This is a genomic window from Knoellia sp. AC549 (assembly GCF_979258975.1).
Genome location: NZ_OZ409890.1, coordinates 37,806 through 58,809 on the forward strand (window position 1 = coordinate 37,806; position 21,004 = coordinate 58,809).

Consider the following 21,004-nt stretch of genomic DNA (forward strand, 5'->3'; position numbering starts at 1 on the left):
GCGCTCACGGTGCGCTCCTCACAGCCGCGGGAGGTACCGCTCGAGCTCGAACGCGGTGACCTGCCCGCGGTAGTCCGCCCACTCGGCGCGCTTGTTGCGCAGGAAGAAGTCGAAGGTGTGCTCGCCGAGGGTCTCTGCCACGAGCTCGCTCTCCTCCATGACCTCGATCGCCTCGCTCAGGCTCGCCGGGAGTGGCCGGATGCCCATGGCCTTGCGCTCGGAGTCGGTGAGACCCCAGACGTCGTCCTCGGTCTCGGGAGCCAGCTCGTATCCCTCCTCGATGCCCTTGAGCCCAGCCGCGAGCAGCACCGAGAACGCGAGGTAGGGGTTGCAGGCCGGGTCGATCGAGCGGACCTCGACCCGGCTGCTCTGCGCCTTGTTGGGCTTGTACATGGGCACGCGCACGAGCGCGGAGCGGTTGTTGTGTCCCCAGGTGAGGTGCGCCGGGGCCTCACCGCCACCCCAGAGCCGCTTGTAGCTGTTGACCCACTGGTTGGTCACCGCGGTGATCTCGGCGCCGTGGTGCAGGAGTCCGGCGATGAACTGCCGGCCGGTCCTGGACAACGAGTAGGGCGCACCCGCCTCGTAGAAGGCATTGCTGTCGCCGTCGAAGAGCGACATGTGGGTGTGCATGCCCGAACCCGGGTGGTCGGCGAGCGGCTTGGGCATGAAGGAGGCGAAGATGCCCTGCTCGAGGGCCACCTCCTTGATGACCGTCCGGAAGGTCATGATGTTGTCGGCCGTCGACAGCGCGTCGGCATAGCGCAGGTCGATCTCGTTCTGGCCCGGAGCGCCCTCGTGGTGGCTGAACTCGACGCTGATGCCCATCGACTCGAGCATCGTGATGGCGGCCCTGCGGAAGTCCTGGGCCGATCCGTGCGGGACGTGGTCGAAGTAACCCGCCTGGTCGATCGGTGTCGGCGGCTCCCCCGGGGCAAAGCCCCGCTCGAAGAGGAAGAACTCGATCTCGGGGTGCGTGTAGAAGGTGAACCCCTGGTCGGCGGCCTTGGCGAGCGTGCGCTGCAGCACGTGGCGCGGGTCGGCCATGCTCGGAGCTCCGTCGGGCAGCGTGATGTCACAGAACATCCGCGCCGTGCCCGGGTTGTCGCCGCGCCACGGGAGCACCTGGAACGTCGACGGGTCGGGCTTGGCCAGCATGTCGGCCTCGTAGACCCGGGCAAAGCCCTCGATCACCGAGCCGTCGAAGCCGATGCCCTCGGCGAAGGCACCCTCCAGCTCGGCCGGGGCGACGGCGACGGACTTCAGCCCTCCGAGGACGTCGGTGAACCAGAGGCGGACGAAGCGGATGTCCCGCTCCTCGATGGTGCGGAGAACGAACTCCTGCTGACGATCCATGGTCGGCATCCTAGGGGGAGGCAGCACGAGGGCCCCGGAGCATCTCGCTCCGGGGCCCTCGTCACTGCTGCCGTTCGTTCAGAGCACGATCACCCGATGGTGGGGACCGTGATCCTCAGCGGCATCTCCGTGCCCGTGCGCTCCCTCTGAGAGGATTCCCGACATGAGCGAACAGCCCACTCCCCCCGTCGAGACGACGAACCCCTACGGTACCGGCGCGCAGGCTGCGCCCCAGAGGCGGATCCGCGTCCCGCACCTCCAGAAGATGAAGGAGACCGGGGAGAAGTGGGCCATGCTCACGGCCTACGACATGTATGCCGCCGAGATCTTCGACGAGGCCGGCATCCCCTGCCTCCTGGTCGGCGACTCCGCCGGCAACAACGTCTACGGCTTCGAGACCACGGTCCCGGTCACCGTCGACCACCTCGTCCCGCTCTGCCGCGCGGTCACGTCGGCCGCCAAGCACGCCATGGTCGTCGCCGACCTTCCCTTCGGCTCCTACCAGGCCAGTCCGCAGCAGGCCCTCGCGACGGCCACCCGGTTCATGAAGGAGGGCCTGGCCCACGCGGTCAAGCTCGAGGGCGGCAAGCCGATGGTGCCCGAGGTGGAGCTGCTCGTCCGAGCCGGCATACCGGTCATGGGGCACATCGGCTTCACCCCGCAGAGCGAGCACGTCCTCGGCGGCTACCGCGTCCAGGGTCGCGGCGACGGCGCCGACCGGCTGCTCGACGACGCCCTGGCCCTCGAGGCCGCCGGCTGCTTCGCGATCGTCATGGAGATGGTGCCGGCCCCGGCTGCCAAGAGGGTCACCGAGGCCCTGCGCATCCCCACCATCGGTATCGGCGCCGGCCCGGACTGCGACGCGCAGGTCCTCGTCTGGCAGGACATGGCCGGCCTGCGTGGTGGCCGCGCCCCGCGCTTCGTCAAGAAGTATCTCGACATGCGCGCCGACCTGGGCGACGCTGCGAGGCAGTACGCCGCCGAGGTCGCCTCCGGCACGTTCCCCGCGGCCGAGCACAGCTTCGAGGCCTGACGGCCCTCGGACGCGACGGGAGCAGGTATGCCGGGTGCGCACCCGGCATACCTGCTCCCGTCGTCGTCGTGGCCCGAGGACCCGCTCAGTCCTCGGGGTCCTTCTCGCCCTCCCAGGCGCGGTCCTCTGCATCCCACTGCTCGGTGTTCCTCGCGGCGCTGGCGAGGGCGTTGCGCGCGTCGTCCTCGGTGTCGTACGGGCCCATGACGTCGTCGTTGCGACTGCGGTTCTCGTCGGTCTCGACCTGCTTGGTCGCGATGTTGTACCAGTACGCCACGGTGTCCTCCTGAGTGTGTGAGCAGGCGCTCTGCCTAGACTCCACCGTATGCCGATGACGTACGGAAGTGTCGCTCCCGGTGAGGTCTCCAGCAGGCGAGCGGTCCCAGCGTCGATCGAGCGCCCCGAGTACGTCGACAAGGCCTCACCGGACAAGAACCTCTCGCCCGAGGTCAAGGACGCCGAGACGATCGAGCTCATGCGCGTCGCGGGTCGCGTTGCGGCACAGGCGATGGAGGCGGCCGCCGCGGTCATCGCGCCCGGCGTGACCACCGACGAGATCGACCGCGTCGGCCACGAGTTCCTGCTCGACCACGGCGCCTACCCCTCGACGCTCGGCTACCGCGGCTTCCCGAAGTCGCTCTGCACGTCGGTCAACGAGGTCGTGTGCCACGGCATACCCGACTCCCGCCGTCTCGAGGACGGCGACATCGTCAACATCGACATCACGGCCTACCTCGGTGGCGTCCACGGTGACACCGACGCGACCTATCTCTGCGGCGACGTCGACGAGGAGTCCCGGCTGCTCGTCGAGCGAACCCGCGAGGCGATGATGCGCGGCATCAAGGCCGCCGTACCCGGGCGTCAGATCAACGTCATCGGGCGGGTCATCGAGAGCTACGCGAAGCGCTTCGGCTACGGAGTCGTGCGCGACTTCACCGGTCACGGCATCGGCCGCTCGTTCCACTCAGGGCTCGTCGTCCCGCACTACGACGCGGCGCCGTCCTACGACACGGTGATCGAGCCCGGCATGACCTTCACCATCGAACCGATGCTCAACCTCGGCACGGAGTCCTGGGAGATGTGGGACGACGACTGGACCGTCGTCACCGCGGACCGCAGGCGCTCCGCCCAGTTCGAGCACACCATCCTCATCACCGACACCGGCAACGAGATCCTCACCCTCCCCTGAAGCACCCCTGCACCGACGGACGAAGGAGTCCCCATGAGCAAGAAGACCGGCCTGCCCCTCGGCATCGACGTCGGCGGGAGCGGCATCAAAGGTGCTCCGGTCGACCTGGCGAAGGGCGCCTTCTCCGGCAAGCGCAAGCGCATCGACACCCCGGCCAAGTCCACACCCGAAGCGGTCGGCGACATCATCGACCAGATCGTCGACCACTTCGACGAGGTGCGGGGCGACTCCCCCATCGGCATCACCATCCCGGGTGTGGTGACCAGGGGCGTCGTGCGGACCGCAGCCAACATCGACAAGTCCTGGCTCGACTTCGAGGCCGAGACGATGCTGGAGCAGAAGCTCGGCCACGACATCGTCCTCGTCAACGACGCCGACGCCGCGGGTGTGGCCGAGCTCCACTACGGCGCGGCGAAGGGCCAGAAGGGTCTGGTCATCCTCACCACCCTCGGCACCGGGATCGGGACCGCTCTCATCCACAACGGAGTGCTGATCCCCAACTCCGAGCTGGGCCACCTCGAGCTCGACGGTTTCGACGCCGAGAAGCGCGCGGCCTCGTCGATCAAGGACACCGAGGGGCTGACCTACCCGGAGTGGGCCGAGCGTCTCCAGCGCTACTACAGCCACCTCGAGAACCTGCTGTGGCCGGACCTGTTCGTGGTCGGCGGCGGTGTGTCCAAGGACGCCGAGGAGTTCCTCCCGCTGCTCCGGCTCCGCACGCCCATCGTCCCGGCACAGCTCGAGAACAAGGCCGGGATCATCGGCGCAGCGCACCTGGCGCAGGAGTACCACGACTCGCAGTGAGTCCGCGTGCGCGGGTTGCTCGCGCCGCTCACGCTCTCAACGCTGGCGCGCGAGCACCATCGCCTTCTTGGGGATGTTCTTGTCGACGTCGTACTTGGGCTTCTTGTCCGTCGAGAAGCTGCTCCGCGTAGCCCATCTTGGTGAGGCGCATGAGGACGACCGGGCACGCCTTGCAGCGGGGCCTGTCCTTGCAGCACTTCTTCTTCGCGGAGACCTTGGGCACCTGATCGAGCGTAGGGCAGCCTTACCTACATCGCAAACAGGTCCGTCACGTGGGCGCGTCGCCGGCCGCGGACCGGCTCGGCCCCGTGCTGCGCACTGCGCGGCTCAGCGTCAGCCGCACCAGGCGTAGCGGCCGAAGTCGTAGTCCCGCCCGTTGTCGCGGATGGTCCCGGTGACATGGACGCACCGGCCGTTGGTGCTGCGGATGCCGACTGCGCCGGCATACGAGGAGAACGTGCCGTAGTCGCTCGCCCAGTCGACGGGAACCTCCGGTCGCCCGCCGATGGTGACGCGCATGTAATGGTCACCCGCCTGGTTGTCGAGCAGCACGGCGCAGTTGGTGCCGCCGCTGGCGGTCGAGTAGTAGACCTTGACGCGGGCACTGGGGTGCGTCGCCCCACCCGAGGCGTGCAGCTGGTAGGTGCCGATGACCGCGCCGGGGCACGCGACAGCGCGGAACCCGTTGCCTCCGGTGCCGCCCGCCGCGTACGCCGCAGTCGTGGAGGCGAACACCCCCAGAGCCGCCAGACCCGCCACCGCCACCGCTCTCGTCGCACCCATGCCAGAACCCCTCCCGATAGTGGCCGACACGCTGGTGCCGGCGTTGCGATGGACGCTAGTGGGTCGCGAACTCCACCGCACCCCGAGCAAGCAGGTCACGGATCTCGGTGTCCGCTCCCCGAGCTGGTCCGCCTGCCCGAGGTAGAGGTCGCGACCGGTCGGGTTGAGCAGCCCGTCGTGGATCGGCACCGCGAAGCGAGGGTTCAGCCGTCGCAGGAAGCCGGTCATGTCACGGCTGCGCTGCCACGGAGCGCTGAGCGGGAAGGCGACGACGTCGACGCTGCCGGGGTCGCCGGGGTCGCCGTCGAGGCTGTCCCCCGGGTGGAAGACGCTCGGCTCGCCGTCGGCACGCAGCACCACGCCGACGTTAGGGATCCGTGGAATGTCGTCGTGGATGAGGGCATGGACCTCGCCGACCGGCGTGACCGTCACGGCGCCCACGCGGGTCGCCTCGCCCCCGACCTCGGCGTCGAGGCCCAGCCCGGACAGGATCTCGACGCTGCCGGGGTCGGAGAGGAGCCGGGCGTCCGGGTTGTGGTGCATGAGGATCGGCACGCGATGTTGGTCGAGGTGGTCGGGGTGCTGGTGCGTGACGACGACGGCAGAGAGGTCGCGCAGATCCTCGAAGGCCGGGGTGAAGCCACCCGGGTCGATGAGGATCCGTGCGTCGGCGATCTCCACGAGGAGGCAGGCGTGTCCGAGGTGAGTCAGTCGCATCTGCTCACGGTATGCCGTGTGGCCGAACTGGTGTGAGCGCCTGCGGGTCGGCGTCAGCGAAGGCGACACCGCGGAAGATCATCGATTCTTGGGCGGACGAGTCAGTCATAAGCCGGGTTCTGTCGCGTGGCCGGTTGCCCGGGTCACGCTGACGGTCATCCATCTCGGACCACTGTTGCCAGTGGCCTCCAGCGCTCTACCCGTGTGCTCGGGCGGGCCGCCCTCGAACGCACACTGTCTGAGCTTGCTCCGGGTGGGGTTTACCTAGCCGACTCCGTCACCGGAGCCGCTGGTGGTCTCTTACACCACCGTTTCACCCTTACCGCCCACCCGTTCTCGCGAAGAGGTGGGAGGCGGTCTGTTCTCTGTGGCACTGTCCCGCGGGTCACCCCGGGTGGCTGTTGGCCACCACCCTGCCCTGTGGAGCCCGGACTTTCCTCGACGTGGTTGCCCACGACGCGACCGTCGGACTGACTCGTCCGCCCGCACAGCATACGCGGGTCGAGGCGCCCTCAGACCACGACGAAACGCACCTGGCCCGTCGAGACGTCGGCGGACTCGAGGCGGGCGTCGACGGTCGCGCCGAGCTCGCCACGGCCCTTGGCCCTCACGACTACCGGCAGGTCGAGCAGCTGGATCTCGACACCCTTGTCGTCCCGGTCGACGACGACCGCCGAGAAGGTCTGGCCGACGCGGTGGTGCAGGACCGCTGCCTCGACGGCGTCAGCGCACATGCGCTCGGCGGCCCCTGCCCGGCGGTCGGACTCCTTCATGATCGCCGGGATGGTGGGCAGCGCCTCGCGAACCCACGTGGGGACTTCCGAGCCACTGCTGATGGCCTCGCAGATGACCAGCCCGAAGCGGTCGACGAGGCGGCGCAGGGGCGCGGTGACATGCGCGTAGGCGTCGGCGACGGCCGCCTGCTCGACCTGCTCGGGCACGTCACCCTCGAAGGGCGTGTAGGCCGCGCCCCGGAAGAGCGTGGTCGCCTCATAGATGAGGGCCAGGTGCTTGGGGTTGTCACGGTCCAGTCCGCGCAGGAAGTCGCCGTACCCCTGCTCGGCCGGCCAGGGCGCGCCGAGCGCGTTGGCCTGTCGCCGGAAGCGTGCCACGGCGTTGTGGTCGGCCTCGGGCATCGTGCGAAGGATGCCGACACCGGCGTGGAGCATCATGTCTGCCGCCGCCATCCCGGTGAGCAGGGAGATCTGGGCGTTCCAGTCCTCGACGGTCCGGGGTGGACGGAACTCCAGGGTGAAGTTGCCGTCGTCACCCAGGTGCACCTCCTGCTCCGGCATCGGGAGGCTGGCGCCGCCTCGGAGCTGCTCTTGGCGGATGCGCCTCTCGCCGATCTCACGGAGCAGCACCCAGCGCTCGTCGCTGGTGCCCGTGTCGACCTGCTCCTGGACGCCGATGTAGTCGAACCGCTCGACCGACCTGACCATGGCGCGGTAGACCTCGGCGCTCGTTCCCTCGCCCTCGCTGTCGAGGCGCATGTCCCAGACGAAGGCGGGCCGCACCTCGCCGGGCAGAAGGCTGCCGGCACCCTCGCTGACGACGGTGGGGTGCAACGGGATCCGCTTGTCCGGGCAGTAGATCGTCTGGCCACGCCGGCGCGCCTCGACGTCGATGGCTCCGCCTGGCGCGACGAAAGCGGGCACGTCGGCGATGGCGTAGCGGACCCGGTAGCCGTCACCGTCGCGCTCGAGGTGCATCGCCTGGTCGAGGTCCATGGACGTCGCGGGGTCGATGCTGAAGAACGCCAGCGCGGTCTCGTCCCGCTCCGGCAGCGCCGGCGGTGCGGCGGCCACGGCCTCAGCCTCGGCCTCCACCTCGGGTGGGAACTCCTCGGTGACCTGGAGCTCCGCGCGGATCGCCGCGAAGCGGGCCAGGAGGGTCTCTCGAAGGGTCTCGGACGTCGTGGCGTCGGCCGGGGCGAGGGTGATCTGGCGCTGGGGCATGCCAGCCAACCTACAAGGGGTACGCCGCGCATAGGGTTGCCGCGTGCTCATCGTCCTCCCCCCGTCGGAGTCCAAGTCGAACCGCCGCCGCGGCAAGCCGGTGGACCCGAGCACGTGGTCCTTCCCGGAGCTCACCGACACGCGCGCAACGGTCGCAGCACACCTGCGACTGGTCAGCGAGTCCCCCACTGCCACAGCGGATCTCGGCGTCTCACCAGGCCTGTCCGGCGAGGTCGCTCGCAACCTGTCGCTCCACTCCGCTCCGGCCACGCCGGCAGCCGAGGTCTACACCGGGGTGCTCTACGACGCCCTAGGACTCGACTCGATGGATGCCTCGGCGCGCCGCCGGGCCAACCAGTGGGTCGTCATCGTCTCCGCACTGCACGGCGCCGTGCGGCTCAAGGACCGGATCACGGCATACCGGCTCTCCATGGACGTCAACCTCCCGGGCCTCGGGCCGGTCTCGTCGGTGTGGCGACCGGTCCTGGACGACGTGCTCGCGCCCGCTGCCGGGCGCGAGGTCGTCGTGGACTGCCGGAGCTCCACGTATGCCGCGGCGTGGACTCCCAAGGGCGACGTCGCGGACCGGTGGGTGCAGGTCCGGGTGCCCGGGGCCAGCCACATGGCCAAGCACACCCGCGGGCTCGTGGCCCGTCACCTCTGCGTCAGCGGTCAGCGCATCCGCACGCCGGAGAAGCTGGCCGCCATCGTCGGTGAGGCGTTCGACGTCGAGCTCACTCCCCCTGGGCGGCGGGGCAAGCCGGCGATCCTCGACGTCACCACCCGCTGATCCGGCCGGGTCCCGGTCCGGCTCGCCGAGTGTCGGGGATTCGGGCTCACACGGGCCGGTGATCGCCCGAATCCCCGACACTCGACCGACGCGCGTGACCTCAGGTCGGGAGGGCTCCGACGAGCGCTGCCTCGACGTCCTCGATGAGGTCCTCCACGGACTCGAGCCCGACCGAGATGCGGATGGTCCCGTCGGTGATGCCGACCGCGACGCGGTCCTCGGGAGCCAGACGCCGGTGGGTCGTCGTGGCGGGATGCGTCACCAGCGACTTGGTGTCTCCGAGGTTGTTGGAGATGTCGACGAGCTGGAGCGCGTTCATGACCTTGAAGGCGACGTCCTTGCCGCCCGCGACCTCGAAGGTGATGACGGTGCCGCCACCTGTCATCTGCTGCTGGGCCAGCGCGTGCTGCGGGTGGCTCTCGAGCATCGGGTGGATGACCCTGACGATGCCGTCACGCCCCTCGAGGTGACGACCGAGCCGGAGCGCGTTGCTCGACATCTGACCGACCCGCACCGCCATGGTCTCCAGACCCTTGACGAGGACCCACGCGTTGAACGGCGACATGGAAGGTCCGGTGTGCCGCATGAGGTTCTTGACCGGGCCGTCGATGAAGTCGGCCGGTCCGAGGACGGCGCCACCGAGCACCCGCCCCTGCCCGTCGATGTGCTTGGTCGCCGAGTACACGACGATGTCGGCGCCGTGCTCGAGGGGGCGGGAGAAGACCGGGGTGCCGAAGACGTTGTCGACGACGACCTTGGCTCCGGCGGCGTGCGCCAGCCGGGACACCGCGGCGATGTCGACGAGCTCCTGCATCGGGTTGCTCGGGGTCTCGAAGAAGACCGCGGTCGTCGGGACGGACAGCGCCTCCTCCCACTGGGCGAGGTCGGGGCCGTCGACGAAGACCGCCTCGACGCCGAACCTGGGGAGGATCTCGTCGATGACGACGAAGCACGACCCGAAGAGCGCACGGGACGACACGATGCGGTCGCCCTTGCCGCAGAGGGCAGCCAGGGCGACCCACACGGCCGCCATCCCCGACGCCGTCGCGTAGCACGCCTCCGCGCCCTCGAGGAGGCGCAGACGCTCCTCGAACATGCTCACCGTCGGGTTGCCGTAGCGGCTGTAGATGAACTTCTCGATCTCGTCCTTGAAGGCAGCCTCGGCCTGCTCGGCCGACTCGTAGACGAAGCCCGAGGTGACGTACATGGCCTCACTGGTCTCGTCGAAACCGCTGCGGTTCAGCCCTCCCCGCACGGCAAGAGTCTCGGGGCGGAAGGACCGTCCGGCCCCTTCCAGTGCATCACTCATGTCAGCCCTGCTTCCACGGGAGTCCGGCGACCTTCCAGCCGGCCACCGAACGGTGGCCTGCCGGGTCGTGCGGGCCCTCGAAACCTTCGAGGACGTTGTATGCCGGCCCCAGACCCGCTGCCGTCGCGGCCTCCGCCGCCGCGACCGACCGAACGCCCGAGCGGCAGAGGAAGTACAGAGGGGTCCCGTCGGACACGCCCGCAGCGCGGAGCTCGTCGACGAACGCCTCGTTGATGCGTCCGTCGGGGTACTGCTGCCACTCGACGAACACAGGCCGACGCGGCGAATCCACCTGAGGGACACCGACATAGGTCCACTCCGCGCGGGTGCGCACATCGACGAGGACGGCGTCCTCGCCCTGCGTCACCGCAGCAAAGGCCTCGGACGGAGTGACATCACCGGCATAGGTCATGTGGCCAGCGTAGGGTCCGGCCCGGCCGGGGTGGTCCGCCGTTCAGAGACCGGACTCTGCCGTGCGCACGAGGATGCGACGGCACTCCTCGCAGCGGTGCACCTCGTCCTGAGGAGCAGCCTTGATGTCCCGGAGCGCCATCGGGTTGAGCTCGAGCTGGCATCCACCGCAACGGCGCTGGCGCAGTGCCGCGGCACCCGTGCCGCTCGTCGCCCGGATCTTGTCGTAGAGCGCGACCAGCTCGACCCCGACGGACCTGACCAGGCCGTCGCGCGGGGCACCCACCTCGGCCTCGTCGGCCGCGAGCTCGGCCAGCCGTGCGTCGCGGGCGGACTCCAGGACCGTCAGCCGCTCGGTGATCTCGCTGCGACCCCGCTCCAGCTCGGCCACGTCGGACTGGACCGCCTCGGCCCGCTCCATGACCTCGAGCTCGACGTCCTCGAGCTCGGACTGGCGACGCGCGAGCGACTCGAGCTCGTGCTGGATCGCGGTCAGGTCCTTGGCGCTGCCGGTGCCCGAGTCCAAGCGCTGCTGGTCGCGGGTGGCGCGGTCGCGCACCTGTTGCACGTCCCCGTCGGCCTTGATGACCTCGCGCTGGATGTCGCTGAGCTCGGTCCGTGAACGCACCAGCTGGTCATCGAGCAGGGCAGCCTTCGCCTCGAGGTCGGCGATCTCGGCCAGCTGCGGCAGCGTCTTGCGGGCATGGGCGATCTGGGACAGCCGGGTGTCGAGGGCCTGGAGGTCGAGCAGCTTGGACTGTTGTCCTGGATCGGCTTTCACGGCATACCTCCGGCTGGGGTTGCTCCGACCGTGAACGTCCACGGGTCGGTGCGCACTGTGCTGATGTCGATGTCCACCCTAAGCGCTGCCGTGAGGGCGTCCCGCAGGGTCGGCAGCCACACCGCCTCGCTCGACCAGTGGCCGGCATCGACGAGATAGGGCGGCCCGCCACGAGACTCCTCGCGGGCCTCGAGCGCCGGGTGGTGTCTGAGGTCGGCCGTGACATAGACGTCGGCGCCCGAGGCCCTGACCGCGTCGAACTGGTCGTTGCCCGCTCCCCCGAGGACGGCCACCGTCTCGACGGTCGCGTCGGCCGGGCCGGAGACGCGCAGGCCGGCAGCGGCAGCCGGCAGGGCGGCATACAGGGCCGCAGCGAAGCTGCCCAACGTCGTCGGCGAGGCGAGCCGCCCCACGCGGCCGAGCGGCTGCTCCTCGACGAGGGACAGGGGTCGGGTTTCGGTCAGGCCGGCGGCGGCGGCAAGCGCCTCGCTGACCCCGGACTGCGCGACGTCGGCGTTGGTGTGGGCGACGTAGAGAGCGATGTCGCCGACGACGAGGCCCGTGACGCTCGCACCCTTGGCCGTCGTCGTCGCCACCGAGTGGATGCCGCGCATCAGCAGCGGGTGGTGGGTGATGAGGAGGTCCACCCCCGCGCTCCTGGCCTCGTCGATGACCTCCAGGGTCGGGTCGAGCGCGAGCAGGATGCGCTCGACCGGTTGGGCCGGATCCCCGGTGACGAGCCCCACCTGGTCCCAGGACTGAGCTGTCCGTGGCGGGTAGAGGCGTTCGAGGACGTCGACGACGTCGCGCAGGAGAAGGGTCACGTGGGCCCGGCCGGCCTCGAACCGACGACACCCGCGGTGTAAACGCGGTGCTCTACCAACTGAGCTACAGGCCCCGACACGGCCTGGGCCGAGATCGGTCGCCCATTGTGTCAGGCCCCGGACGTGGGTGGGTCAGGTGGAAGCGGTCAGGCGTGCGAGGTCGCGGCGTGATAGCCACTGAAGTCGCGCCGCTCACCGAGACCGGTCACGAGCGACCACCTGATGACACCCTCACGGTCGATGAGGAACGTGCCTCGACGTGCCACGCCGGCCTTGGCGTCGAAGACGCCGTAGGCCTTCGCGACCTCACCGTGCGGCCAGAAGTCCGAGAGCAACGGGAAGAAGTAGCCATCGCGGTCCGCGTAGGCGCGCAGGGAGAACATGGCGTCGCACGAGATGGTGAGCACCTGCACGTCCTCGCTGACGAAGCGGCCCAGGTCGTCGCGAATCTCGGTGAGCTCGCCCGTGCAGATGCCGGAGAACGCCCACGGGTAGAACACGAGCAGGACCTCGCGCCGGCCGAGGTGCTCGGCGAGCGAGACCTCCGAACCGTTCTGGTCACGCAGGGCGAAATGGGGGGCAGGCTGCCCCACCTCAAGTCCCGACACGGTGTCCGTCATGCCGAGAAGTCTGCCGTAGGCGGATCAGAGCCGTCCCTTGGGTGCGCCGAGCTTGGTGGCGCGCCAGTGTGGTGACGCGTGGAACGCGCCGCCCGTGTGCAGGCCGGCCGTCGCCGCAGCCTCCTCGATCTCGGCCGGGTCTACGGCCCCGTCGGCCTTGTCCTTGGGGGTGAGGGCGACGACGAAGCCGCCTTCGGCGAGCACGCCGACGAGGTCGACGAGGGCATCGGTGAGGTCACCGTCGTCGGCTCGCCACCAGAACACGACTGCGTCGGTCTCGCCGGTGTAGTCCTCGTCCTCGAGGTCGGAGCCGATGACGTCCTCGACGGCGAAGCGGAAGTCGTCGTCCACGTCGTCGTCCCAGCCGAACTCCTGCACGATCTGCTCGGCGGCGAAACCGAGGCGCTCGACGGCACCTGAGCCGTCAGGCCCGGGGTCGGCAGGCGGTGGTGCAGCGGTGTTCACGGTGGGACTACCTCTCGTCGGATGGTGCTGGGGTCACTAGTTGACTAGGAAGATCGTCGGTCGTGCAAGCGCTTCGTGAGATTTGCCGTGCTGTGCGAGCCCGGGCCGACTCCTCGATGAGCAGCCGCGCGGCGACGTCGTGGTCCAGATGGGGCACGCGGACGCCCACCGGGCCGGGCGTGGACACCAGTGTGACGGTTGCCAGGTCGAGAGGGCGATCGAGCGGCCCCTGCGAAAGGCTCAGCGACTGGACCCGGGCATGCGGCATGACAGAGACGCGCCGGGACAGGCGACCAGCGCGGACCATGACCGAGTGCGGCGACACGGCGTATCCCGCCCGGCGCCAGCTCAACGGGTCGAACCGCTTCGCGCGGGGTGAGACGAGCGTCCACCCACCGGCCTCGCCGTCCTCGACGGCGGCCCCGCGCAGGTCGGCCTCGGAGAGCGCCGGGTCGAGCAGGGTCAGGACATCGAGGGCCTGGTCGAGGGTGCCGACCGGGAGGACCGTCGTCTCGTTGTCGGTGTTGCTCGAGGGGTCGTGGGCGATGCCCGCAACGTTGACCTTGACGCGCCACCAGCCGAGCGGGCGCCACCACAGGGGCTGGACCATGCCCACCGCCTGGATGCGGTGGAGCGGGATGGTCGTCGTCCGCTTGTCGGTGAGGCCGTGCTGGATGCGCGCGGAGGTGCCGGTGTCGGCGAGCCGGAAGTTGCCGTGCTTGAGCAGCTCCCCCACCCGGTTGACGACGATGCCGAACGCGAGCGGCCCGAGCGCCGGGAGCGCTATGGCCGCGCCGGTGAGCGTCTCGACCGTCGACCCGTAGGTGGCCAGGGCCACGCTCCCCCCGAGCAGGGCCACGGCCCCCAGGAAGATCGTGCCGCCGTGCAGGATCGTGGCCACGAAGAGGCGGGAGTTCGGGACGCGCAGCACCTCACGCCCCTCATCGCCCCCGGTGTCGGCAGGCGCATCGGTCCGTGACGGGCTCGCCTCGTCACGTCGCCCGGCGAGGTCGAGCAGCTCGTGACGCACCTCGTCGGCTCGACCGGCACTGAGGAACGCGAGCTTCAGCTGCGCGTCTCCCCCACCGGCCGACTGCACGATCACCTGCGAGAGACCCGTGAGCTGGGCGAGCAGCGGACGGCTGATCTCGATGGCCTGCACGCGTTCGAGGGGGACCTGTCGGTGCTCGCGGAAGAGCCAACCCTTGCGGAACTCGATCTGCCCGCCAGTGACCCGGAACTTCGAGAACCGCCACATGAGCCAGCCGAGCAGGGCCACGCCCAGCAGGCCGACGAGGATGACGGCCGCGGCGACGAGCGAGTGGTCGAAGACGAACCCCAGACCCTCGCGGAAGCCCTCATCGGCGGCCTCGTCGCCCCGGTCACGACTGCCTCCACCCCACCCCCGGAAGATGTCATCGACGAACTGGGTCGCGGCATACCCGAGGATCGCGATGCCGACCACGCCGCCCCGCAGGACGGGCGACAAGGGGTGCAGGTGCTGCCACTCGTGCAGCTCCAGGTCGCGCCCCTCGCGAGCGGGCGAGCCGGGTTGCGAATCCTCCTGTGTCACAGGCCTGCTCGCTGTGCCTCACCACGGGCCGCGAGTCGGCCTCGCAGCGCCTCGGCCTCGTCGACGGGCAGGCCCGGCAGCGTTCCGCCACTCTCGGGCGAGGCGGTGTGGAACTCGCAGGAGGCAATGCCCCGAGAGCGCATGAGCGGGCCGGACTCGACGTCGATGTACTGCAGGCGGCCATAGGGAATGCTCACGAGCGAGCGGAAGAGCCGCCCCTTGCGGATGACGATCTCGTCGGGGAGCTCGATCCAGGTGATGGCCGAGACCTGGCGCACGATGAGCCAGGCCCCCCAGGCGATGAGGACGGCAGCGGCGCCCGCACCGACCCAGAACCACGGTGAGGCGAGCAGTGCGAGCACGACGAAGGCGACGAGGAACGGCGCGAGCCACCCGCCGAGGGTGATGAGCCGCACCGTCCGCAGCGCGGGGCTCACGGTGCGCCACGGCAGCTCCCCACCGCGCAGGGTCACGGCGGCCGGGTCCGGTGCAAAGTCCGGTGCAAAGTCCGGAACGAAGTCCGGTGCCGGGTCCGGGCCCGGGTCCAGCGGGGTGGTCATGACCCCAGCCTGCCATTCGACCTCCGAGTGCCTGCCATGTGAACCCCACTGTGACCGTGACCACTCCCAGTGGAAGGATGGACGGGTCGGCCCCACTGGGTCGAAACCGCAGAAGAAGGGACATCGTCGTGACGTTTCGCGAGGAAGCCGGCCCAATCCTCAATGGCCTCCCCAGCAGCCTCACCGACATCGACCCCGAGGAGACCTCGGAGTGGTTGGCCTCGCTCGACCAGGTGATCGACGAGGGCGGTCGGAAGCGCGCTCGCTACCTCATGCTCCGTCTCCTGGAGCGGGCGCGAGAGAGCCAGATCGGTGTTCCTTCGCTCACGGCGACCGACTACGTGAACACCATCGACCAGGAGCAGGAGCCCTGGTTCCCCGGTGACGAGGAGGTCGAGCGGCAGTACCGGCGCTGGATCCGGTGGAACGCCGCCGTCATGGTGCACCGCGCCCAGCGTCCCGGGGTCTCGGTCGGGGGGCACATCTCCACCTACGCCTCCGCGGCCACGCTCTACGAAGTGGGCATGAACCACTTCTTCCGTGGCCTGGACCACCCCGGTGGCGGGGACCAGATCTTCTACCAGGGCCACGCCTCCCCCGGGATGTATGCCCGCAGCTTCCTCGAGGGCCACCTCGGTGAGACCGACCTCGACGGTTTCCGCCAGGAGAAGAGCCACATCGTCGACGGCAAGATCCGGGCGCTGTCGTCCTACCCGCACCCTCGGATGATGCCCGACTACTGGCAGTTCCCGACCGTGTCGATGGGCATCGGCCCGATGAACGCGATCTACCAGGCGCAGTTCAACAAGTACCTCCACAACCGGGGCATCAAGGACACCGCCGAGCAGCGCGTCTGGGCCTTCCTCGGCGACGGCGAGATGGACGAGCCGGAGTCGCGCGGTCTGCTGCAGCTCGCCGCCAACGAGGAGCTCGACAACCTGACCTTCGTCGTCAACTGCAACCTGCAGCGGCTCGACGGCCCGGTGCGCGGCAACGGCAAGATCATCCAGGAGCTCGAGGCCTTCTTCCGCGGCGCCGGCTGGAACGTCGTCAAGGTCATCTGGGGCCGAGGCTGGGACCCCCTGCTCGCGGCCGACCGTGACCACGCCCTGCGCCACATCATGAACACCACGACCGACGGTGACTACCAGACCTTCCGCGCCAACGACGGCGCCTACGTCCGCGAGGAGTTCTTCGGTCGCGACCCACGCACCCGCAAGATGGTCGAGGGCCTCACCGACGACCAGATCTGGCACGACCTCCAGCGTGGTGGGCACGACTACCGCAAGGTCTTCGCCGGCTACCAGGCCGCGGTCAACCACACCGGTCAGCCGACCGTCGTCCTGGCCCACACGATCAAGGGCTACGGCCTCGGCAAGGGCTTCGCCGGTCGCAACGCGACCCACCAGATGAAGAAGATGACCGTCGAGGACCTCAAGGGCTTCCGCGACCAGCTGCGGCTTCCCATCACCGACGCGCAGATCGACGAGAACCCCTACCAGCCGCCCTACTTCCACCCCGGCGAGAACGACTCGACCCTCGAGTACATGCTCGAGCGTCGTCGGGCCCTCGGTGGCTCGATCCCGCAGCGCCGCAGCAAGTACACCCAGGTCTCGATGCCCGGGGACGAGGCCTACACGCAGGTCCGCAAGGGCTCCGGCAAGCAGACGATCGCGACGACCATGGCGTTCGTCCGGCTGCTCAAGGACCTCATGCGCGACAAGGAGTTCGGCAAGCGGATCGTGCCGATCATCCCCGACGAGGCACGCACCTTCGGCATGGACTCGTTCTTCCCGACGCTGAAGATCTACAACCCCCACGGGCAGAACTACACCCCCGTCGACCATGACCTCATGCTCAGCTATCGCGAGTCGGTCTCCGGTCAGATCCTCCACGCCGGTATCAACGAGGCCGGGTCCGTCGCCGCCTTCACCGCGGCCGGGTCGAGCTACTCGACGCACGGCGAGCCGATGATCCCGATCTACGTCTTCTACTCGATGTTCGGGTTCCAGCGCACGGGTGACTCCATCTGGGCCGCCGCCGACCAGCTGTCGCGCGGCTTCCTCATCGGAGCCACGGCCGGTCGCACGACGCTGACGGGCGAGGGCACCCAGCACGCCGACGGACACTCGCCGCTGCTCGCCTCGACCAACCCGGGCGTCATCACCTACGACCCCGCCTACGGCTACGAGATCGCGCACATCATGCGTGACGGGCTGGAGCGGATGTATGGCGAGAACCCCGAGAACGTCATCTACTACGTCACCGTCTACAACGAGCCCTACGTGCAGCCGAAGGAGCCCGAGAACCTCGACCGCGAGGGCGTCGTCCGCGGGCTCTACCTCCTCGAGAAGGCCGACACCTCGGACTGGACCCACACCCCGGCCCGGGCCCAGCTGCTCGCGTCCGGCGTCGGCGTGCCGTGGGCACTCGAGGCGCAGCGGCTCCTCGCCGACCACTGGGGCGTCGCCGCCGACGTCTGGTCGGTGACGTCCTGGGGCGAGCTGCGCCGCGACGGTCTCTCCTGCGACGAGGACGCGTTCCTGCACCCGGAGAACGAGGTTCGCGTGCCCTACGTGACGCAGAAGCTCGCCGACGCCGAGGGCCCCGTGCTCGCGACGTCCGACTACATGCGTGCGGTGCCCGACCAGATCGCGCAGTACGTCCCCGGCGAGTTCCACTCGCTCGGCACCGACGGATTCGGGTTCGCCGACACCCGGCCCGCTGCCCGACGCTTCTTCCACGTCGACGGTCCCTCGCTCGCGGTGCGCACCCTCCAGGTGCTCGCCGCCCGCGGAGAGGTCGCCCCAGACCTGGCGACGAAGGCCGCCGAGAAGTACGACCTCCTCGACGTCCGCGCCGGCACGAGCGGCAACGAGGGCGGCGACAGCTGACCCTGTCGGAGCGCCACCCGTCCGCAGCCCCGGTCCCGACCTCAGGTCGGCCGGGGCTGCGGCACGAGGGTCAGCAGTCCGGGTGTCGGGGATGCGGGGCCATCGCGGCCTCCGTCAGCCCGAATGCCCGACACCCGGCGACAAGACCACCCGGCAATCTGCCGTATGCCGGGTGGCCGGCTCTCGCAGCCAGCCCAGGTCGCGTGCGTGCTGGGCAGGCTCGGCGCGACTCGGGCCCTCGTCCTCAGCGGGCGAGGAACTCCGCGCGCGCCTTGACGCAGATGTCGGGCTGGTCGCAGAAGACGCCGTCGACGCCGGCCTCGAAGAAGCGGGTCACCTCGTGGCCCATCCGGCCGTAGGTCGCCGGGTTGGTCCCGATCCGGTAGTCCACGGGCAGGAACGAGTTCTCGGCCCGGAAGGTGTACGGCGTGACGTCGAGGCCGACCTTGTGGGCGTCGGCGACGAGTGCGGTCGGGATGCCGAGCGTGCCGTCGGCCCTGCGCGGGATGACCCGGCTCTTGTCGACTCCGAGGCCGTCGACGTCCTTGACGAGGGCCTTGAGGCTGGTGGGGGTGAGCAGGTCGGTGTAGGTGCGCGGGTCACCCTGGTCCACGAGGTCGTAGGGTCGGCCACTCCCGCTGACGAGGAAGACGAGACCGGCCTTGAAGCCGAGCTCGTCGTCGAGCCGGATCAGGGGGGTCAGCTCGAAGCTCTGCACGAAGACCGCGGCGTTGGGGCGGTTGAGCCCGTGAGCGGTGAGGGCCGACACCACCGCGACCTCGGGGTCGAACCCGGCGTCGTGGAGGAAGGTCGAGTGCTTGATCTCGGGGATGACGCCGATGGTGCGCCCGGTCTGCCTGCTGAGCTCCTCGCGGAGGTCGAGCACCTCCTCGAACGTCGGCACCTCGAACTGGCCGTTGAAGCTCGCGCTCTCCGGTCGCTGGGCCCCGAGTCGCTCGACAGCCCTGAGGGTTTTGAGCTCGGCGAGCGTGAAGTCCTCCACCCACCAGCCCGTGACGGCTGCGCCGTCCAGCCGCTTGGTGACCCGACGGTCGGCGAACTCGGGGTGCGCCGCGACGTTCGTCGTGCCGCTGATCTCCGGCTCGTGGCGGGCGATGAGGACACCGTCCTTGGTCAGGGTCAGGTCCGGCTCGATGAAGTCCGCACCCTGCTGCACGGCCAGGCGGTAGGCAGCGAGCGTGTGCTCCGGTCGGTAGCCCGAGGCACCACGATGCGCGTGCACGAGCGGTGACGTGAAGGTCGCCCGACCGTTGGAGGTCGGCGGCGCGTCGGCCTGGGCGACGGTGCTCGCCGCGACGGAGGAGAGGGCCAGACCGGTGGCCACGGACAGGGCTACGAGAGTTCTCTTCATGGCTGCCAACGTAGGGCGGAGTCGGTGCCACCGCCTGTCGAGGACATGGACAGTGGGTGACCAGACCACGACACCTGACTGACCGGCATACGCACGGTTTGTGGATATACGCTCGGCTGTATAGTCTTGCAGCGTGTCCAAAGTACTCACGTCCCTGCCGGTCGGCCAGCGCGTCGGCATCGCCTTCTCCGGAGGTCTCGACACCTCCGTCGCCGTCGCCTGGATGCGCGAGCGAGGTGCAGTCCCCTGCACCTACACGGCCGACCTCGGGCAGTACGACGAGCCCGAGATCGACACCGTGCCGGAGCGCGCCGGGGAGTACGGCGCGGAGGTCGCCCGACTGGTCGACTGCCGCAGCGCCCTCGTCGAGGAGGGGCTGTCGGCCCTCGCCTGTGGGGCCTTCCACATCCGCAGCGGCGGCAGGACCTACTTCAACACCACTCCCCTGGGCCGGGCCGTCACCGGCACCCTGCTCGTGCGGGCCATGCAGGCCGACGACGTCTCGATCTGGGGCGACGGCTCGACCTTCAAGGGCAACGACATCGAGCGGTTCTACCGCTACGGACTCCTCGCCAACCCGGACCTGCGCATCTACAAGCCGTGGCTCGACGCGGCCTTCGTCAGCGAGCTCGGCGGCCGGCACGAGATGAGCGAGTGGCTCACGGAGCGCGACCTTCCCTACAAGGCGAGCGCCGAGAAGGCCTACTCGACCGATGCCAACATCTGGGGCGCGACCCACGAGGCCAAGACCCTCGAGCACCTCGACGAGTCCATGGAGATCGTCGAGCCGATCATGGGCGTCAAGCACTGGGACCAGTCGGTCGTCATCGAGCCGGAGGAGGTGACGGTCCGCTTCGTCCAGGGCCGGCCGGTCGCCATCAACGGTGAGGACCTGGAGCCGGTCGCGCTCGTCGACCTCGCCAACACCATCGGCGGGCGCCACGGCCTCGGCATGTCCGACCAGATCGAGAACCGGATCATCGAGGCCAAGTCGCGTGGCATCTACGAGGCGCCGGGCATGGCGCTGCTCCACATCGCCTACGAGCGCCTCCTCAACGCGGTCCACAACGAGGACACCATCGCGAACTACCACGCCGAGGGTCGCAAGCTCGGCCGGCTGCTCTACGAGGGCCGCTGGCTCGACCCGCAGTCGCTCATGCTGCGCGAGGCGATCCAGCGGTGGATCGCGTCGGTCGTCACCGGTGAGGTCACCCTGCGGCTGCGGCGCGGTGACGACTACTCGATCGTCGACACGCGCGGCGAGAACTTCAGCTACCACCCCGACAAGCTGTCGATGGAGCGGGTCGAGAACGCCGCCTTCGGGCCGCTGGACCGGATCGGCCAGCTGACCATGCGCAACCTCGACATCGCCGACAGCCGGGCCAAGCTCGAGCTGTACGCCAGCCAACCCGTCGAGCAGGGCCAGCTGCTCGTGGAGAACGGCACCCTCTTCGGCGACCTCCCGGCCGGCGGCTACGACCGGATCGCCGACAGCCCGGTCGACCGCAGCTCTCGCGACGACGCGCTCGACCGTGCAGCCATGGAGTCCGGCAGGGACTGAACCG

The 21,004-nt window shown here is 69.5% G+C and carries 20 protein-coding genes, 1 tRNA gene and 1 other RNA gene; 6 read left to right on the plus strand and 16 right to left on the minus strand.

Going from position 1 to position 21,004, the window contains the following annotated elements; all coding sequences use genetic code 11:
• Nucleotides 1-18 precede the first annotated feature (18 nt).
• The gene (locus tag ACZZ98_RS00175) at nt 19-1,356 is read right to left on the minus strand and encodes a glutamine synthetase family protein (protein ID WP_463514393.1); all 1,338 of its coding nucleotides are present in this window, start codon (nt 1,354-1,356) and stop codon (nt 19-21) included.
• A 163-nt stretch (nt 1,357-1,519) separates the two neighbouring features.
• Between ACZZ98_RS00175 and panB the strand changes: the two genes are divergently transcribed.
• Nucleotides 1,520-2,389 carry a 3-methyl-2-oxobutanoate hydroxymethyltransferase gene (panB, locus tag ACZZ98_RS00180; RefSeq protein WP_463514394.1) on the plus strand — a complete coding sequence of 290 codons (870 nt, stop codon included), beginning with the start codon at nt 1,520-1,522 and terminating at the stop codon, nt 2,387-2,389.
• An 85-nt stretch (nt 2,390-2,474) separates the two neighbouring features.
• On the opposite strand, the gene ACZZ98_RS00185 is transcribed toward panB, so the two are convergent.
• The gene (locus ACZZ98_RS00185; RefSeq protein WP_463514395.1) at nt 2,475-2,666 is read right to left on the minus strand and encodes a methionine aminopeptidase; all 192 of its coding nucleotides are present in this window, start codon (nt 2,664-2,666) and stop codon (nt 2,475-2,477) included.
• A gap of 48 nt (nt 2,667-2,714) precedes the next feature.
• Between ACZZ98_RS00185 and map the strand changes: the two genes are divergently transcribed.
• Nucleotides 2,715-3,578, plus strand: a complete 864-nt coding sequence (map, locus tag ACZZ98_RS00190; protein WP_463514396.1) for a type I methionyl aminopeptidase — start codon at nt 2,715-2,717, stop codon at nt 3,576-3,578.
• Between the two features lie 33 nt (nt 3,579-3,611).
• Nucleotides 3,612-4,382: a polyphosphate--glucose phosphotransferase gene (gene ppgK, locus ACZZ98_RS00195; protein ID WP_463514397.1), complete on the plus strand. Its 771-nt coding sequence runs from the start codon at nt 3,612-3,614 to the stop codon at nt 4,380-4,382.
• Between the two features lie 28 nt (nt 4,383-4,410).
• Here ppgK and ACZZ98_RS00200 read toward each other — a convergent pair whose 3' ends face one another.
• The 4 genes from ACZZ98_RS00200 to ACZZ98_RS00215 form a co-directional block, all read right to left on the minus strand.
• On the minus strand, nt 4,411-4,605 hold the full coding sequence (locus tag ACZZ98_RS00200; protein WP_463514398.1) for a hypothetical protein: 195 nt from the start codon (nt 4,603-4,605) through the stop codon (nt 4,411-4,413).
• A gap of 110 nt (nt 4,606-4,715) precedes the next feature.
• Nucleotides 4,716-5,882, minus strand: a complete 1,167-nt coding sequence (locus ACZZ98_RS00205; RefSeq protein WP_463514399.1) for an MBL fold metallo-hydrolase — start codon at nt 5,880-5,882, stop codon at nt 4,716-4,718.
• Between the two features lie 93 nt (nt 5,883-5,975).
• An RNA gene (gene rnpB / locus ACZZ98_RS00210) (RNase P RNA component class A) lies at nt 5,976-6,360 on the minus strand.
• 34 nt (nt 6,361-6,394) lie between these two features.
• Complete coding sequence (locus tag ACZZ98_RS00215) at nt 6,395-7,840, minus strand: RNB domain-containing ribonuclease (RefSeq protein ID WP_463514400.1); 1,446 nt, start codon at nt 7,838-7,840, stop codon at nt 6,395-6,397.
• 43 nt (nt 7,841-7,883) lie between these two features.
• Between ACZZ98_RS00215 and ACZZ98_RS00220 the strand changes: the two genes are divergently transcribed.
• Complete coding sequence (locus tag ACZZ98_RS00220) at nt 7,884-8,630, plus strand: YaaA family protein (RefSeq protein WP_463514401.1); 747 nt, start codon at nt 7,884-7,886, stop codon at nt 8,628-8,630.
• 100 nt (nt 8,631-8,730) lie between these two features.
• On the opposite strand, the gene ACZZ98_RS00225 is transcribed toward ACZZ98_RS00220, so the two are convergent.
• From ACZZ98_RS00225 to ACZZ98_RS00265, 9 genes are all read right to left on the minus strand, one after another.
• Nucleotides 8,731-9,939, minus strand: a complete 1,209-nt coding sequence (locus ACZZ98_RS00225) for an O-succinylhomoserine sulfhydrylase (protein WP_463514402.1) — start codon at nt 9,937-9,939, stop codon at nt 8,731-8,733.
• Nucleotide 9,940: 1 nt separating this feature from the next.
• Nucleotides 9,941-10,351, minus strand: a complete 411-nt coding sequence (locus ACZZ98_RS00230; RefSeq protein WP_463514403.1) for a rhodanese-like domain-containing protein — start codon at nt 10,349-10,351, stop codon at nt 9,941-9,943.
• A 42-nt stretch (nt 10,352-10,393) separates the two neighbouring features.
• A complete protein-coding gene (locus ACZZ98_RS00235) occupies nt 10,394-11,131 on the minus strand; it encodes a zinc ribbon domain-containing protein (protein WP_463514404.1) in 738 nt (245 codons plus the stop codon).
• Complete coding sequence (locus tag ACZZ98_RS00240; RefSeq protein ID WP_463514405.1) at nt 11,128-11,955, minus strand: Nif3-like dinuclear metal center hexameric protein; 828 nt, start codon at nt 11,953-11,955, stop codon at nt 11,128-11,130. The genes ACZZ98_RS00235 and ACZZ98_RS00240 overlap by 4 nt, the downstream gene beginning before the upstream one ends.
• Nucleotide 11,956: 1 nt before the next feature.
• A tRNA-Val gene (locus ACZZ98_RS00245) sits at nt 11,957-12,029 on the minus strand.
• 72 nt (nt 12,030-12,101) lie between these two features.
• Nucleotides 12,102-12,575, minus strand: coding sequence for a peroxiredoxin (locus tag ACZZ98_RS00250; protein WP_463514406.1), 474 nt, complete (start codon nt 12,573-12,575; stop codon nt 12,102-12,104).
• Nucleotides 12,576-12,599: 24 nt separating this feature from the next.
• Nucleotides 12,600-13,040, minus strand: a complete 441-nt coding sequence (locus ACZZ98_RS00255) for a DUF3052 domain-containing protein (protein WP_463514407.1) — start codon at nt 13,038-13,040, stop codon at nt 12,600-12,602.
• A gap of 7 nt (nt 13,041-13,047) precedes the next feature.
• Nucleotides 13,048-14,613 (minus strand): PH domain-containing protein, encoded by a 1,566-nt coding sequence (locus ACZZ98_RS00260; RefSeq protein ID WP_463514408.1) that lies wholly within the window; start codon nt 14,611-14,613, stop codon nt 13,048-13,050.
• On the minus strand, nt 14,610-15,173 hold the full coding sequence (locus ACZZ98_RS00265; RefSeq protein ID WP_463514409.1) for a PH domain-containing protein: 564 nt from the start codon (nt 15,171-15,173) through the stop codon (nt 14,610-14,612). Before ACZZ98_RS00265 ends, ACZZ98_RS00260 begins: the two co-directional genes overlap by 4 nt.
• 128 nt (nt 15,174-15,301) lie before the next feature.
• On the opposite strand from ACZZ98_RS00265, the gene aceE reads away from it, so the two are divergent.
• Nucleotides 15,302-18,067 (plus strand): pyruvate dehydrogenase (acetyl-transferring), homodimeric type, encoded by a 2,766-nt coding sequence (gene aceE / locus ACZZ98_RS00270; RefSeq protein WP_463514410.1) that lies wholly within the window; start codon nt 15,302-15,304, stop codon nt 18,065-18,067.
• A 244-nt stretch (nt 18,068-18,311) separates the two neighbouring features.
• Here aceE and ACZZ98_RS00275 read toward each other — a convergent pair whose 3' ends face one another.
• Nucleotides 18,312-19,439, minus strand: a complete 1,128-nt coding sequence (locus ACZZ98_RS00275; protein WP_463514411.1) for a glycerophosphodiester phosphodiesterase family protein — start codon at nt 19,437-19,439, stop codon at nt 18,312-18,314.
• A gap of 133 nt (nt 19,440-19,572) precedes the next feature.
• On the opposite strand from ACZZ98_RS00275, the gene argG reads away from it, so the two are divergent.
• Nucleotides 19,573-21,000, plus strand: coding sequence for an argininosuccinate synthase (gene argG / locus ACZZ98_RS00280; RefSeq protein ID WP_463514412.1), 1,428 nt, complete (start codon nt 19,573-19,575; stop codon nt 20,998-21,000).
• Nucleotides 21,001-21,004: the final 4 nt, after the last annotated feature.

Excerpts from the sequence above, each read along its gene's own strand:
- ACZZ98_RS00225 (WP_463514402.1), bottom strand. The coding sequence starts at position 9,939 with ATGAGTGATGCACTGGAAGGGGCCGGACGGTCCTTCCGCCCCGAGACT.
- map (WP_463514396.1), top strand. The coding sequence starts at position 2,715 with ATGCCGATGACGTACGGAAGTGTCGCTCCCGGTGAGGTCTCCAGCAGG.
- ACZZ98_RS00205 (WP_463514399.1), bottom strand. The coding sequence starts at position 5,882 with ATGCGACTGACTCACCTCGGACACGCCTGCCTCCTCGTGGAGATCGCC.
- ACZZ98_RS00215 (WP_463514400.1), bottom strand. The coding sequence starts at position 7,840 with ATGCCCCAGCGCCAGATCACCCTCGCCCCGGCCGACGCCACGACGTCC.
- ACZZ98_RS00250 (WP_463514406.1), bottom strand. The coding sequence starts at position 12,575 with ATGACGGACACCGTGTCGGGACTTGAGGTGGGGCAGCCTGCCCCCCAT.
- ACZZ98_RS00275 (WP_463514411.1), bottom strand. The coding sequence starts at position 19,439 with ATGAAGAGAACTCTCGTAGCCCTGTCCGTGGCCACCGGTCTGGCCCTC.
- ppgK (WP_463514397.1), top strand. The coding sequence starts at position 3,612 with ATGAGCAAGAAGACCGGCCTGCCCCTCGGCATCGACGTCGGCGGGAGC.
- ACZZ98_RS00230 (WP_463514403.1), bottom strand. The coding sequence starts at position 10,351 with ATGACCTATGCCGGTGATGTCACTCCGTCCGAGGCCTTTGCTGCGGTG.
- panB (WP_463514394.1), top strand. The coding sequence starts at position 1,520 with ATGAGCGAACAGCCCACTCCCCCCGTCGAGACGACGAACCCCTACGGT.
- ACZZ98_RS00265 (WP_463514409.1), bottom strand. The coding sequence starts at position 15,173 with ATGACCACCCCGCTGGACCCGGGCCCGGACCCGGCACCGGACTTCGTT.
- ACZZ98_RS00175 (WP_463514393.1), bottom strand. The coding sequence starts at position 1,356 with ATGGATCGTCAGCAGGAGTTCGTTCTCCGCACCATCGAGGAGCGGGAC.